Annotated in this window: 14 protein-coding genes and 1 pseudogene; 13 read left to right on the forward strand and 2 right to left on the reverse strand. The window is 50.8% G+C overall.

All coding sequences use genetic code 11. The features are described 5' to 3' along the window. The 11 genes from CCB157_RS12660 to CCB157_RS12710 form a co-directional block, all read left to right on the forward strand. On the forward strand, positions 1 to 330 hold a 330-nt coding region (locus CCB157_RS12660), incomplete at its 5' end, for a group II intron maturase-specific domain-containing protein (protein WP_274519636.1). A gap of 691 nt (positions 331 to 1,021) precedes the next feature. Further along, the gene (locus tag CCB157_RS12665; protein ID WP_202970044.1) at positions 1,022 to 1,825 is read left to right on the forward strand and encodes an IclR family transcriptional regulator; all 804 of its coding nucleotides are present in this window, start codon (positions 1,022 to 1,024) and stop codon (positions 1,823 to 1,825) included. Positions 1,826 to 1,830: 5 nt separating this feature from the next. Next, a complete protein-coding gene (locus tag CCB157_RS12670) occupies positions 1,831 to 2,802 on the forward strand; it encodes a thiamine pyrophosphate-dependent dehydrogenase E1 component subunit alpha (protein WP_369688678.1) in 972 nt (323 codons plus the stop codon). Next, positions 2,799 to 3,785, forward strand: a complete 987-nt coding sequence (locus tag CCB157_RS12675) for an alpha-ketoacid dehydrogenase subunit beta (protein WP_193432301.1) — start codon at positions 2,799 to 2,801, stop codon at positions 3,783 to 3,785. The genes CCB157_RS12670 and CCB157_RS12675 overlap by 4 nt, the downstream gene beginning before the upstream one ends. A gap of 22 nt (positions 3,786 to 3,807) precedes the next feature. Further along, positions 3,808 to 5,100 carry a dihydrolipoamide acetyltransferase family protein gene (locus CCB157_RS12680; protein WP_158077309.1) on the forward strand — a complete coding sequence of 431 codons (1,293 nt, stop codon included), beginning with the start codon at positions 3,808 to 3,810 and terminating at the stop codon, positions 5,098 to 5,100. A gap of 17 nt (positions 5,101 to 5,117) precedes the next feature. Then, entirely contained in the window at positions 5,118 to 6,530 is a 1,413-nt protein-coding gene (lpdA, locus tag CCB157_RS12685) for a dihydrolipoyl dehydrogenase (RefSeq protein ID WP_158077310.1), read from the forward strand. A 16-nt stretch (positions 6,531 to 6,546) separates the two neighbouring features. Continuing rightward, positions 6,547 to 7,293 carry an SDR family NAD(P)-dependent oxidoreductase gene (locus CCB157_RS12690; RefSeq protein WP_158077311.1) on the forward strand — a complete coding sequence of 249 codons (747 nt, stop codon included), beginning with the start codon at positions 6,547 to 6,549 and terminating at the stop codon, positions 7,291 to 7,293. 108 nt (positions 7,294 to 7,401) lie between these two features. Continuing rightward, positions 7,402 to 8,715 (forward strand): MFS transporter, encoded by a 1,314-nt coding sequence (locus tag CCB157_RS12695; RefSeq protein ID WP_202970045.1) that lies wholly within the window; start codon positions 7,402 to 7,404, stop codon positions 8,713 to 8,715. A gap of 891 nt (positions 8,716 to 9,606) precedes the next feature. Continuing rightward, complete coding sequence (locus tag CCB157_RS12700; RefSeq protein ID WP_077616252.1) at positions 9,607 to 9,960, forward strand: PadR family transcriptional regulator; 354 nt, start codon at positions 9,607 to 9,609, stop codon at positions 9,958 to 9,960. Then, positions 9,938 to 10,606 carry a DUF1129 family protein gene (locus CCB157_RS12705; RefSeq protein ID WP_077616253.1) on the forward strand — a complete coding sequence of 223 codons (669 nt, stop codon included), beginning with the start codon at positions 9,938 to 9,940 and terminating at the stop codon, positions 10,604 to 10,606. Before CCB157_RS12700 ends, CCB157_RS12705 begins: the two co-directional genes overlap by 23 nt. Positions 10,607 to 10,688: 82 nt before the next feature. Then, complete coding sequence (locus CCB157_RS12710) at positions 10,689 to 11,552, forward strand: thermonuclease family protein (protein ID WP_238594708.1); 864 nt, start codon at positions 10,689 to 10,691, stop codon at positions 11,550 to 11,552. Between the two features lie 279 nt (positions 11,553 to 11,831). On the opposite strand, the gene yvfG is transcribed toward CCB157_RS12710, so the two are convergent. Both yvfG and CCB157_RS12725 read right to left on the reverse strand, forming a co-directional pair. After that, positions 11,832 to 12,074 carry a protein YvfG gene (gene yvfG, locus CCB157_RS12720; RefSeq protein ID WP_077616256.1) on the reverse strand — a complete coding sequence of 81 codons (243 nt, stop codon included), beginning with the start codon at positions 12,072 to 12,074 and terminating at the stop codon, positions 11,832 to 11,834. A 59-nt stretch (positions 12,075 to 12,133) separates the two neighbouring features. Next, positions 12,134 to 12,799, reverse strand: a complete 666-nt coding sequence (locus tag CCB157_RS12725; protein ID WP_077616257.1) for a B3/B4 domain-containing protein — start codon at positions 12,797 to 12,799, stop codon at positions 12,134 to 12,136. Positions 12,800 to 12,932: 133 nt separating this feature from the next. On the opposite strand from CCB157_RS12725, the pseudogene queG reads away from it, so the two are divergent. Together queG and CCB157_RS12735 are read left to right on the forward strand one after the other, a co-directional pair. Beyond that, positions 12,933 to 14,109, forward strand: a pseudogene (gene queG, locus CCB157_RS12730) (tRNA epoxyqueuosine(34) reductase QueG). Between the two features lie 35 nt (positions 14,110 to 14,144). Next, positions 14,145 to 14,681: a methylated-DNA--[protein]-cysteine S-methyltransferase gene (locus CCB157_RS12735; RefSeq protein ID WP_077616258.1), complete on the forward strand. Its 537-nt coding sequence runs from the start codon at positions 14,145 to 14,147 to the stop codon at positions 14,679 to 14,681. Positions 14,682 to 14,804 lie beyond the last annotated feature (123 nt).

Raw genomic sequence — 14,804 nt, forward strand, 5'->3', positions numbered from 1 at the left:
AACCAATATACCATGGGATGGATGGGGTACTTCGCGTTAATTGAGACCCCCTCTCCCTTGAAGCGCCTGGAAGAATGGATAAGAAGAAGGTTGAGACTGTGCCGTTGGCACCAATGGAAAAGGGTGAGAACTCGAATTCGTGAACTGAGAGCCCTTGGGCTCAAAGAACACGAAGTGTTCGAGATCGCTAACACTCGGAAAGGGGCTTGGCGTACGACAAGGACGCCTCAATTGCATAAAGCCCTTGGCAAAGCCTACTGGCTTAAGCAAGGGCTGAAGAGTTTAACGCAGAGATATTTTGAACTCCGTCAAGATTGGCGAACCGCCTAGTGCGGACCCGCATGCTAGGTGGTGTGAGGGGACGGGGGTTCGTCACCCCCTCCTACTCGATTGTTATGTATCCGACTGTATACGTACAAACTACAGTCCCAAGCTGGATAGGTGAATAGCATTTATTTAATGCAGGTTTTCTGAAGTAACGGGGAATCGATTCCATGCATATTTAACATGTGGCTATCGAAACTATGGAAGTTCATAAAGGGAGAAACTATCTTTTTTTCTTTATATAGCATCAAGAGAGTGGATCACCATATGGCGGCGATAGGGGATTTGTGAATTTTTAACATGTAAGAGGCGCTCGTTCCAGAATTTTGTCTCCTTTATATGACGTTTGTACGGACAAACGCTCAGGAATGTACGCATAACATAACCATAACCTGACAAACACGAGTTGTATTGCCATTCGTCTCCATATCATCCATGCCAAAATCCTCTCACAGAATATTCCCCCATTCCTCCGGCCTCAATAAAATCCCGATGTTTTTAAGATGTGTCATTATTATATGAAGAGTTTCTCATGGTTTTTGTTTTTAGGCTTCTCAATTATTATTGTCCGCCGCTTGATCTGTTTTTCATTATCTGAAATTAATATCGTTGACTAATAATAAAATATAACTTATTTTCAAATTTGAAAGATCATGAATTAAATTTCAAATAATGATAACGTATTAGGGGTGAGAACATGGAACCGATGCCCAAATCCTCTCAGCTTTGGACGATCCAAAGCCTATATCGAGGACTAAAGCTGCTGGAGATTATTGCGGAACAATCAGATGGATGCAACGCAAAATGGCTAAGCCGAGTCTCAGGCATCAACTTAAGCACTTGCTATCATTTGCTGAACACTTTGGAAGCGGCGGGATATGTTGAAAAGGATAAAGAAACGCACCAATACGTGTTGACCTACAAGGTTTCCTATTTGAGCAACCTCATTCAGGAGAGAAAATCACTGCCCAAGAAAATCGTGACTTTGGTCAATTCATTGGCGCAAAAAACACGTGAAACCTCCTATGTCGCCACTTGGGAGAATGGGGAAGTCGTGGTGAGCCATATTGCCGAAAGTGACCAGGCGGTAAAAGTGCGATCACTTTATGTCGGCTATCGTGATCATGCATTTGTACGAGCGCTCGGCAAAGCAATTTTGGCATATGTTTCCCAGAAGGATCTTGCACAGTATAAAGCAAAACATCCTCCGGAAAGGCGAACCCCCAATTCTAAAGTTCAATGGGATGAAATTGATGCGGAACTTTTGTTGACCCGAAAGCGTGGGTATAGCCTCGACGAAGAAGAGTTCGAAATTGGAATTTGTTGTATCGGAGTACCCATTTTTAAATATGACGGTTCCATCTGGGGGGCGATGTCCATATCAATGCCGAGCAATCGCTATCATCCACATGATGAGACAATCATTGCATATCTAAAGGGAGAGGCGCTTGCCGCGTCACTGAGCCTGGGTTACAAAGGCAACATTTTGAGGGAGGCTTAATTTTCGTGAACAAGGGCACGTTGCTGCGTTGGTATCGAACCATGATGCGTATTCGGGTCTTTGAAGAAACGGTGAATGAGAAATTCTTGGCGGGAGAAATTCCAGGGTTTGTCCATTTGTATGTTGGGCAAGAAGCCGTTGCGACGGCGATTTGTGATCTTTTAAATGAAAGCGATTACATCACGAGCACTCATCGTGGGCACGGCCATGCAATCGCCAAGGGTGCAGATATGAAAAGGATGATGGCCGAGTTGTATGGCAGAGAAACAGGATACTGTAAGGGGAAAGGCGGTTCCATGCATATCGCCGATTTCCGCATTGGCATGTTGGGTGCTAACGGCGTGGTTGGCGGTGGGATCAATATCGCTGTAGGGGCAGCTTTGGCCGGCAAGTTGCTTGATAACGGTCGCATTGCCGTTTCTTTCTTCGGAGACGGTGCGAGTAACCGCGGTACGTTTCATGAGGGAATAAACATGGCGGCGATATGGAAGTTGCCCGTGATATTCGTTTGCGAAAACAATCAATGGTCTTCAACGACGTTTTACCGCAACAGCACAGCGGTCGAGGATATTGCCGTTCGTGCTTCAGCCTACGGCATTCCTGGTCTCATCGCCGACGGGAACGATGTTTTTGATGTTTATGAGAAAGCTGATGAGGCAGTAAAAAGGGCGAGGAAAGGCGGCGGCCCGTCTCTGCTTGAAGTGAAGACCTACCGGGTCAAAGGCCATTTTATTGGAGATCCGGAAAAATATCGAAGACGTGAAGAAATCATGGAGCAGTTGGAAAACAACGACCCGATCAAACGATTTGTCCAACGCGTCACCGATGAAAATCTTCTGTCATCCGAGGAATTGACACAGGTCGATCAAGAGGTTGTCGAGGAAGTCAAGAATGCGGTCGAATTTGCTCAAAGCAGCCCTTTCCCGGATTCGTCGCAGGCATATGAGGATTTGTTTGTGGAGGATGGTGTGCAGTGAGGGAAGTGACATTTGCGGAAGCGACATTGGAAGCGATGAGAGAAGAAATGGCCCGCGATTCTCGTGTTTTTATCATGGGGGAGGACATTGCTAGCCAAGGGGGCATCTTCGGACAGTTCAAAGGATTGGCGGATCAATTCGGCCTCGAACGCGTTCGCGATACACCCATTTCGGAAACGGCCATCGTCGGTGCAGGAATCGGTGCGGCGCTGGGCGGTTTGATTCCGGTCATCGACATGCACTTTGCCGATTTTCTCGGCGTCGCCATGGACGAAGTGTTGAACCAAATGTCCAAAATCCGTTATATGTTCGGCGGTCAGGCAAATCTGCCGTTGGTATTGAGGGCGCCTGATGGTGTGACACGATCCGGAGCGGCCCAACACTCACAGTCGTTGGAAGCCATTTTCATGCACATTCCGGGAACAAAAATCGTGGCTCCTTCCAATGCGGAAGACGCGAAGGGGTTATTGAAGGCGGCGATTCGCGATCCCAACCCGGTCATTTATTTCGAACATAAAGATTTGTTTCGACGTAAAGGCCAGGTGCCGGACGGCGAGCATATCACGCCGATCGGTAAAGCGAGAGTGACACGGGAAGGCGACAGCCTCACCGTTGTATCTTACTCTCGTATGTTCACGGAGGTCGAGGCGGCCTGTCAACAGTTGGGAGACGAGGTGGAAGGAAAGGTGGAATTGATCGACCTCCGTACTATCGTTCCGATGGATGTCGAAACGATACTCGCCTCCGTGCGAAAAACCCATCGCCTTCTCATCGTTCACGAAGCGGTCAAACGCGGCGGTGTAGGTGCCGAAATATCGGCCGTTGTTGCCGAAAAAGCCGTGGAATATCTCGATGCCCCCATCGTTCGCATCGGCGCCAAACCGTATCCCATTCCGTTCAGTCCGCCGCTTGAACGCGAGATTGTTCCGCAGGTGGACGAAATCATATCTGCTATACGCGGATTATTGAATGCCCGCATCTAGTAAGGAGGTGAAAATAAAAACGATGAAACCGGTTGTCATGCCAAAATTGGGGCTCACGATGACGGAAGGAACGATTGCAACATGGTTGAAACAGGAGGGAGATACGGTCGCGGTCGGGGAAGCGATCGCGGAAATTGAGACGGAAAAAATCACGTATTCGTTGGAAGCTCCGGTGGAAGGCACCCTGTTAAAGATCGTGCTTCCCGCCGGCGAAAGCGCTCCGGTCGCGGAAACGATCGCATGGATCGGTCGGCCCGGCGAGGAAGTTCCGAACGAAAAAGAGGGGCCCGCTGCCTCTTTGCCTCATCCATCAGAAGACGAAGCCTCGGACGTGCAACCTGTCATGGCTTCGCCGGCCCAGCCGGCTTTGGCGACGCCGTTTGCGAAGAAAATCGCACGAGACAAGGGCGTTGAGCTAGATCGGGTCACGGGCACAGGACCATATGGCCGAATCCAAGCGGATGACGTGGTTGAATTTCTCAAGCGTTTGGAATCGACTTCCCATGTCGCGAGGATCACGCCGGCCGCTGCGGTTGTTGTCGAGCAACATGGCTTGGGTGCCGAGAACTTGAGGACATTGGACGGTGAACGCGTCCGGCGCGCTGATGTTGAGGGATATGTGGAACAGGTAAATGATGTCCGAAGCAGAGTCATCCCTCACAGTTCCATGCGCCAGGCGATCGCTAAACGCATGACGGAAAGTTGGACGGCGATTCCTCATGTCACGCTCCATCGCTCCGTTTATGCCGAGGGATTGTTCGAGTTGCGGAAGAAAGCATCCGAAAAAACAACGAAAAAGATTTCGATGACTGCCGTCATTGCCTGTTTGGTTTCTCGGTTATTGCCTAAACATCCGCTTCTGAACGCGCATTATGAAAGGGACGGCACTCGAGTTTTTGACGACGTGCATTTGGGACTCGCCGTCGCCGTCTCAAATGGATTGGTTGTCCCCGTGATCCGCCATGCCAACTCCAAATCCATCCCGGAATTGGCGGAAGAAATCGCGGACGTCTCGGAGCGTGCCCGAACTGGCTCCTTAAATCCCGATGAACTTGAAGGCGGAACGTTTACGATTTCAAATCTTGGCATGTTCGGCGTCGACGGATTCACGCCTATCATCGTTCCACCGCAAACGGGGATTTTGGGGATTGGGCGCTCGGTCCAAAGTATGACATCGTCGGACGGGACCGCGCAAAACATCAGCATGACGCTCAGCCTGTCTTTCGATCATCGCGCGATGGATGGGGTGTACGGTGCCCGGTTCTTGGATTCGCTGGCCCGGTGTATTGAGGATCCGATGCAGCTTCTCTTTTGATGCAAGGGGGAAAAGATATGGATGTTTTGGTAATCGGCGGCGGACCCGGCGGATATGCGGCGGCGCTGAAAGCTGCGCATGGCGGTCTGTCCGTTACTCTGGTGGAACGAGCTCGTGTTGGGGGAACTTGTCTAAACATCGGATGTATCCCAACGAAGAGTTTACTTGAGACGGCCGCTCATTGGGCCACGGCGGTCCGCAATGGTTGGGTAGCGGAATCCTCCATGTCCAAACAACAATGGGAACATGCGCAAATCAAAAAGAGAAGAGTTGTGGAACAATTAACGGCCGGCGTGAAGGCGCTGCTCAAAAATGCGGGGGTTCGTCTTGTATCGGGCACGGCAAGGTTTGTATCGCCGCATAAGGTTGTTGTGGCGGAACGAAATGGCAAAGAAATCTCCGTTACGTTTGACCGTGCGATTATTGCGACAGGTTCTCAAGCGTTGTTACCTTCGATCGTAGGCATCGATGAGCCAGGTGTGTATACGAGCGATACCATACTTTCGATTGAAGATGTCCCAAAAAGATTAGTCATTGTCGGAGGCGGCGTCATTGGCTTGGAATTTGCATCCATGTTCCGGCAACTGGGATCCCGGATCGATGTCGTGGAATTTGCGGATGAAATTTTGCCTCGGATGGACAGAACGACGGTTCAAGCGCTCAAACGCCAATTGACGTCTCATGGGATTTCTTTTTATACGAGAGCCAGTGTTCAGCGGATTGAAAGGCATTTGAGCGGTTTCGGCTTGAATGTGACGGCCAAGTATGAAAATGGTGAAACGTTTGGCTTGGAAGCGGATGCAGTATTGGTGGCCATCGGTCGCGCGGCGGACTTGAATGCGCTGGATTTAGGGAAAGCCGGTATCCAACTCGAAAACCGGAGAATACGGGTGAATTCCTACTGTCAGACGAATCTGCCACATGTTTACGCCATAGGCGATTGTTCGAATCCCGTGATGCTTGCGCATGCCGCTATGATGGATGCTGAAGTTGCGGTTGCGCATATTTTGGGGAAACCCGCAAAACGTAAAAATCGCTTCATGATTCCGCAATGCATCTATACTTTACCGGAATTGGCGTCCGTTGGAATGACCGAAGAAGAGGTGGCTCAAGCGGGGGTGAATTATGAGGTTTCAGAGATCGGCATGCAAGCTAACGGAAAGGCTCTGATTGGCGAGTTTGACGGCATGTGCCGGATGATTTCGGAACGTGGCACTGGGATCGTACTCGGCATTCACTTGGTCGGTCCTCATGTCACAGAAATTATCCAAGAAGCGGCGCTGGCTCTGGAATTGGAAGTGACGACGAAAGAACTCGCACGTACGATTCACGCCCACCCGACGGTGTCCGAAGTCCTTCATGAAACCGCATTGGTTTCTTTGGGTGTGCCAGTGCATGTTCCAAAAAGAAAGACGGAAGTTGCCCAGTAAAGGAGGTTGTTCTTTTGTGAGAACGGCGGTTGTGACGGGAGCGGCGAGGGGAATCGGCTTTGCGGTAGCCGAGAAGCTTTTAAGTGTCGGACATCGGGTGATTTTGCTGGATGTGCTGGCAACGGTGCATGAGAGCGCGAAAAAATTGAACGAACCGAGCCGTGTGGATGCCTTCCAGATGGATGTCAGAAATCAAGATGAAGTAAGAAGTTCCCTTGCGCGAATTGTTGATCGCTATGGCACGCTAGACATTGTAGTGAACGTGGCGGGAACATGTCACCGAGAATCGTTTGAGGAAATGACCTTGGAGAACTGGCGCATTGACGTGGATACCAATATGACCGGAACGTTTTTAATGTGTCAGGCCGCCGTCTTTCCTTATATGAAGCAGAAAGGATACGGAAGAATCATCAATATCGCGTCCGTTTCCGGAAAGGTGGGCGGGATTGGCCCTGTCCATTCCGACGGTTCCGGCGGCCGTTCCGGAATCGCCTATGTATCTTCCAAAGCGGGGGTGATCAATATGACGCGTTGGATGGCCAAGGAAGTTGGAAAATGGGGGATTACGTGCAATGCGGTGTTGCCGGGGCCGATTGTCACAGACATGACGCAAGGGCATCATTACGACATCGACGAGGTGCCGATGAAGCGGTGGGGAACTCCTGCGGATGTCGCAAATGCCGTCGAATTCCTTGCCCGTGAGAGTTCATCGTATATCACCGGATCTTGCATCCATGTGGATGGGGGGCTTGTCATGGCGTAAAGCGATGAACGCTGAAAATCGTGGCGGACGATCCAACAAAGGCAAACGGGAAGATAGTTGTCGAAGGATGGGGGTCATGAAGAAATTCTTAAAAGGGGCGATGGTTCCGTGAATGATCAAACGCTGACCAGAAAATATATGTACATTATTCTCCCTCTTTTCATCGGTTCCGTCATGGCGTTTCTTGATCGACTGAATATTTCTTATGCCGCCTTGACGATGAACAAGGATCTCGGATTTACTGCAGAAGTTTTTGGGATGGGTTCGGGCATATTATTTTTGGGCTACGTTTTGTTTGAAATCCCGGGAACATTGATTGCCCAGAGATGGAGCCCGCGAAAATGGATTGCCAGAATCATGATCAGTTGGGGGATCGCTTGCGTTCTTATGGTTTTTATCCACAGCGAGATGCAGTTTTACATCGTCCGGTTTTTGATCGGTGCGGCGGAAGCAAGTTTTTATCCGGTATGTTACGCCGTGATTATCCCCCGCTGGTTCAATGTAAAGGAAAGACCGACGGCTGTGTCCATCATGTTGACTTCGCTGTTGATTTCAAACATCATCGGTTCACCTTTGGCCGGAGTATTATTGGATATGTCTTGGCTGGGGCTGAAAGGTTGGCAAATGCTGTTTCTAGTCGAAGGCGGGATTGCCGTTCTCTTCGGTTTTATCGTGGCATTCTGGTTGGCTGACTGGCCGAAAGATGTCAAGTGGTTGAGTGAGGACGAAAAGAAAGCCTTAGCCGAGCAATATGAACGTGAAATCGCCGAAAAAAATTCCGTAAAGAGCTATACGATATGGGAGGCATTGCGCGATAAGGAAGTGCTTAAGCTCTGCCTGATCTACTTCATGTGGATCACCGGTTTTTGGGGCTTCGGTTTCTGGATGCCGACTGTTTTGAAAGCGGTTTCCGGGTGGTCCAATGCCAGTATTGGCTGGCTCATTGTTATCCCGATGACCATTGCGTTGATTGGTTTCGTCATTAACGGCCACTCCTCCTCCCGTACAGGCGAGAAGAGATGGCATGTCGCGATTCCCATGTTTATTGGCGCTTTTGGCATGGGTCTGGGTCCGTTTATCTCCAATCCATTTTGGAGTTTTGTGCTCGTTTGCGTCAGCGCTGTCGGTGTGTACGTCGGTATGGGCGTTTGGTGGACTTATCCGACGTCCTTCCTTTCGGACTCCGCGGCGGCTGGAGCAGTGAGCCTGATTAATTCAGTGGGAAACTTGGGCGGTTGGGTAGGCCCTTACTTGGTCGGCATTCTTAAAGATCATACCGGTACTTTCACTTGGGCTTATCTTTACCTAGCTTTCTCGTTGATGGTGGCGGGGCTTTTAATTCTAACTCTCCGTAAAAAACTGCCTGTAGATAATATCGCCATCCAGTCAACACCGCTGAGTGGGTCCGATTACAAGATGTAAATGACATTGAACTGTGCTGTTTATGTTGTATATCAGCGGTATCGAAGCATAGGATAGCCACAGGTATGGAATGACATGAGATTCAAAAGGAACCTAAAGTACCTTTCCGATGAATGACGCTCGGGTGTTCGGGAATAAAGGGGGCACGGTTAGGTTTCAGTTCGTCCGTGAAGACCGAGACTGCCGTTGTTCCCTTTCACTCGTATATAGGAATTTTCAAGATTTGATGAAAGCCCAACACCTAGAGTATTGAAGCAAAAATTTGGCTTACTCGTCATTCTTCTCGCCATGACCCGTAACGTGATCCGAAAACCTAGATGTTTGTCTCATTTCGTTTTGTATCATATGTTAATTCATTTTTGGTAATGGGAAAGTCTGCTTTAAGATTGATAGGCCATTGATTTTTTGATAAATTGCATGTGCACTTTTTGGCTAAGACTCAGCACTGGATTCCTTGGCAAGACGGCGATGCGGAACATAATCTCAAAAAAGAACGGGCGTCTTTTGTCGTCCGTTCTTTTTTAGTGTATGGACATAGGGAAGCGAAAGGCTCAAACGGGGCAGCTGCGGATGCCCATCATGAACCGAAGGCTAGGATGTGCTGTGAGCGAAATACGGAGGCAATCGCCCGGATTAACCAATGAACTTCGACGAAACGTTGGCGATGACGGCACCGTATTTACGCCATTGATGCTTTTTAAAAATCAAAAAGAGGTCTTGATTTCTGGCATTTGATCGTATATACTCATCTTGCTACCTTATTTAACAAGGTAGTAATTTTTCCGCCTAGTACCTTGCTTAACAATATACCATGCGTGCTCAGAGCCATCCTTTATGTGTCGCGTCATATCGGCGTTTTGAAAAAGAAGCGGAATTGTGTGGTGAGAAGACTTGGCATTAAAAAGTCAATTGCTGAAAGGGGTTTTGGAGGGATGCATCTTGGCGGTCATCGCCCGTGAAGAGGTTTACGGGTATGAATTAAGCGTGAAGTTGGCGGAATACGGGTTGACGTTTGTGAGCGAAGGCAGCATATATCCCGTTCTCCTGCGGATGCAAAAGGAGCAGTTGATTTCCGGAATCTTGAGGGATTCACCGAACGGCCCGAAGCGAAAATACTACCGGTTGACCGAAAAAGGGCATCAGGCTTTGGAGGAATTTAAAGAAAACTGGATGGATATGAAAGCGGCCGTTGAGCGCATTTTGAATCAAGGGAGTGGGGAAGATGACGGCAGAAGAAATGATTAAATTAAACAACGAACGGCGGAAGCTCTTGAATGAAAAAAACCGGGAGTATTATGAAAAGATGCTTCTCTATTTGCGCTTAAGCCCGATTCCGGAAAAGACGACGGAAGAACTGCTCTTGGAAATGCTGGATCATTTGCTGATCGCTCAACAAGAGGGGCGATCGGCGGAAGACGTGTTTGGGACGGATCCGGAAGCGTATTGTAAAGAAGTGGTACGGTCGGTCGGCAAACGGTCACCATTCAGTTTCCGGCGCTATGCCTTCATTTTCAACATTGGATTGTATATCGTCTTCTTCATGGATGCGATTTTTCGCTTGGCGGTTCATCCGCTCTTAAACCGGTTTATCGATCTGCCGCAACCCAAAGGATTTTCCGTGGACTATTTCTTAATCCCCATTGTCATGTGTCTCGGTGTCGATCTCCTTTTAATGCTTATGAGGGAGTCCACATTTAAGAGATTTCGCACGCGCATATTGTTGCGCTATCTTATCCCGATCGCGCTTACATATATTTTGCCAACCATCTTGTTTATTTTTCTAAATAAGATGATACCGGTTATCCCGATTCCGGCCTGGATGAGCTTGCTGATCGGTGTGGTGCTTTGGGGGCTCCATAAATGGATGTATAAACGCGTGGAAATATTTTGATGGACATTGATATTTCGTTCGTCATGACTGGCACCTCCGTGTTATGATATTGACCGGAAACAAGAAACAGGTGGTTGGCATGATGAAACGATTGCTCACGGTTGTTCTGTTGCTGTCAATGGTGCTTGCGGGTTGCCAGGCGGCCAAGCCGAGCGGTACGGACTCTCCGGCAACGGCGCATTCGAAAGTCGAAACAACGGCTAAACAAACCGGTACACAGTCTGTTGCGCCGGCTGCGCAGGAAAAACGAGGCCATACGGAAACGGCCAAGGTGATCGAGGCCATCGACGGGGATACCGTCAAGGTGCGGCTGCGCGGGCGAGTCGTGACGATCCGGATGCTGCTCGTCGATACGCCGGAAACGCATCACCCGACGAAAGGCGTTCAGCCGTACGGCCCGGAAGCCGCCGCGTTCACGAAAAAACTTTTGGAAGGCAAAACGGTCGAAGTCGAACCGGCGGTGGACAACGGACACGACAAGTACGGACGGCTCTTGGCCTACCTTTTTATAAAAGGGAAATCGGTCGAAGAATTGCTGTTGAAAAACGGCTACGCCCGCGTCGCCTATGTCTATCCTCCTAATACCAAATATCTTTCAAGTTACCGGAAAGCGGAGGCCGAGGCAAAGGATAAAAAATTGCGGATTTGGAAAACGCCGGGCTACGTCCAAGCGGACGGCTATCATCCGGAGGTCATAAAAGACAAGGCAAATTCGGCGGGCGCGTCGTCTTCGACCGGCGCGTTGAAGACGGATGACAGCTCCATCGGTTTTGCTCCCGATAAAAACGGGAATTGTCAAGGGCACATAAAGGGCAATATCAATTCGCATGGCGCACGGATTTATCATGTGCCGTCCGACCGCTCTTATAAAGTCACCAAAGCGGAGCGCTGTTTTATGACCGAAAAAGAGGCTGTAAAAGCCGGTTTCCGCAAGCCATATGATTGATAAGCAAGAAAAGTTCCGGCCGGCGGCTGCCAAGCCGGACGCTATCCGTTCATATCGCATAACGAACGATCTTTTGGGAAAATTGAACGAAGCACATCGGCGTCGGTCCCGTGCCTTTCCGGGAACCGGCGCCTTGCGTTTGACGAGCATTGAGATTCAAGCACCGACCGAGCGGCAAGCGACCGCCATGATCCAGCCGCCCGATATGGCGCGTCAACGCGGTGAAAAGCGTCCGTCAAGTCCCGCGTTATTTTTTTGAATCGGCGGCTCAAAAAGGGTTCAATGATCCCCATCGTCCTGGCGGCGCAGCTCTTCTCTGATCTCGTTGTAGGCCTGATCCAGGTTGCGCAGGCGCATGATGAGATCGATTTTTTTCCGGCGGTTGTCATAGATCGTCGAAGAGACAACCGACCGATAGTAGCTGTTCATCGCGTGGATCGGCGACATGTGAGCCTTGTTCTTTTCGATTTGGACCTTGAGCGCTTCTTTAAAGTAGTCGACGCTGAATATTTCGGGATTCATCTCTGAAACTTCCTTTCATCTTATGAACGTCCTGTCCGCGGAGCGAAGCCCGCGAGCGCTTAACGAATGACCTTCCAGTCGGCCGTGCCGCCGTTGACGTGGGTGAAGGCGGCGGCCACTTCTTCGGTCACCCGGTTTGCCTCTTTTTCCGAAAAAGAAGGCCGGAGATACAGGATGTGGAGCGCGCTGCGCGTCGCTTCCGTCACCATGGACCGCCTGGAATCGACGATCGGGCTGCCGAAAGCTTGGCTTTGGTCGGCGGAGACGAGTTTGGCTGCCATGTTCATCTCCCGTCCGTTCAATCCTTCGTACGCGTCGGTTTCGTCCCCGATTTTGATGACGACGGGGGGCGTTAAAGCTTCACGGTCGTAAATGCCCATCGGCATCTCATATTTAATGGAAAAGTAATTATTCACGTCCACGGCCGAATTCACGCTCGGAATCGTTCGTTCTTTTAATAAACGGCGGATGAGCGCCTCGTGCGATGGACGATAACGGGAAGGATCGGTGCCGACCGCTTTGAATGCTCGGCGCCATTCTTTCACGCCGGGCAAATCGCCGATCGGCTTTTCGCCGTTGGTTGCCAGCCATTCCTCATGAAAAAAAGCGATGCGGCCCAGCAAAAATTGCGGGGTGGCCCCGACTGTAATATCATCGTATTGAATCACTCCGATTTTGAAGTCCGGTACGGTTTCTTTTAAGGCGCGGGAGATGACGACTTCCAAAGCGGCTCCTCCTTCAATACCATTTTGATCAACCTGTGCCAGCCTTCGTTTCATTTTTCCATAAATTTTTAACCCGTCCGCATCAATTCTATGATAACATGAATGGCGGAGCTTGGGAAAAAGAGTGATGACCATGGATTACGATAAATTGAAAGCGGAATTGATCGCATACAGCAAAAAGATCGGGATTGACAAAATCGGCTTCGCGACCGCCGATCCGTTTGCGGAGTTGAAGCTGCGCCTTTATCGGCAGCGGACCCTTGTCTATCAGTCCGGGTTTGAGGAACCGGACATCGAAAAGCGGACGGAACCGGAGCGGCTTTTGCCCGGAGCAAAATCGATCATCGCGATCGCCCTCGCCTATCCGGCGAAATTAAAAAAAACGTCCGGAAAACAAGCGGGGCGAGCGCCGCGGCAGTTTTTCCCGCTCGTCATGGGGAAAGGATTATCATGAGATTTTGAGGGACCGCCTGCGGAAGCTTGAAGCGTTTTTGGCGGAAAGAGTGCCGGATGTCAAAATGAAGTCGATGGTCGATACGGGTGAGCTCGCGGATAAAGCCGTCGCCGAGCGCGCGGGGATCGGTTGGATCGGAAAGAATACCCTTTTGATTACCAAGGAGTTCGGCTCTTACGTTTATTTGGGGGAAATGATCACCAACATTCCGTTTCCTCCGGACCAGCCCGTCGAGGATTTGTGTGGCTCGTGCAATCTTTGCGTCGAGAAATGCCCGTCGGGCGCGCTCGTTCAAGGCCGGCAATTGAACGCGCAGAAATGCATGGCATTTCTCACCCAGAAAAAGGATGCTGTCCCGGAACCGTACCGGGACAAACTCGGCAACCGCGTGTACGGCTGCGACACATGCCAGGTGGTTTGTCCGTATAATCGGGGGATCGACTTCCACCTTCATCCGGAAATGGAACCCGACCCGGAGCTCGTGAAACCGAAGCTCATCGATTTGTTGGCCATGACGAACCGCGAGTTTAAAGAAAAGTTCGGTTCCATGGCGGGGGCGTGGCGCGGGAAAAAACCGATCCAAAGAAACGCGATTATCGCGCTGGGCAATTATAAAGAAAGCGCGGCCGCCGCCCCCCTTATCGCCTGCTTGACCGATGATCCGCGCCCCGTGATCCGAGGCGCGGCGGCGTGGGCGCTCGGCAAGATCGCGGCCAGCAACGGCGGCGCCTCATCGTCCGAAAAAATCGGGAAGGCGCTGGAAGAAGCGCTGGCCGTGGAAGAAGACGAAAACGTGCGCCGCGAGATCCAAAAAGCTTTAAAAAAGATTGAAACGGCTGGCCTTGCGGAAGGCTGATCCGTTTCAAACATGCATATAAGGGGGCTTTTGAAATGACGACATTCCTCGCCATGGCGGAGATGGACAGCCCGATCGGTCCGCTGACCCTGGCCGCCCATGACGACAAGCTGTGCCACATCGCTTTCGGTACGGTTGGGGAGGCCGAAGCGGAGATTCGCGCTTGGGGAGAAAGATACGGGTTGACCGATGTTCGGGTGGCCGAAGCGCCCGTCCTCAATGAAGCCGCCGCCCAGCTTGAGGACTATTTCGCCGGCCGCCGCCGCGTCTTTGATGTGCCGACCAAATGGTTCGGCACGGATTTTCAAATGAAGGTGTGGCGGGCGCTGTTGACGATCCCCTACGGCGAAACGCGCAGCTATAAAGACATTGCCCGCCAGATCGGCAAACCGACCGCCGTCCGCGCCGTCGGCGGCGCCAACCATTGCAATCCCCTTCCCATCCTCGTGCCGTGCCATCGCGTGATCGGCGCGTCCGGCGCGCTCGTCGGCTATGGCGGCGGCTTGGATAAAAAGATCGCGCTTTTACGGCTGGAAAGGGAGCACCGCAACGCTGTAGTTGTAACGGAATGAATCGTATCGGACAAGCGGATCCGCGTTTGTTTTCCGCTTCCGCCTTTTCAAAACCGATCAGTCGATCCGGCGCCGTCCCGTCCGGGCGTTTTTTTTATGCGGCCGGTGAGGRRGCGATCTCAT

The organism is Caenibacillus caldisaponilyticus (genome assembly GCF_002003465.1).
Lineage (GTDB): Bacteria > Bacillota > Bacilli > Bacillales > Sporolactobacillaceae > Caenibacillus > Caenibacillus caldisaponilyticus.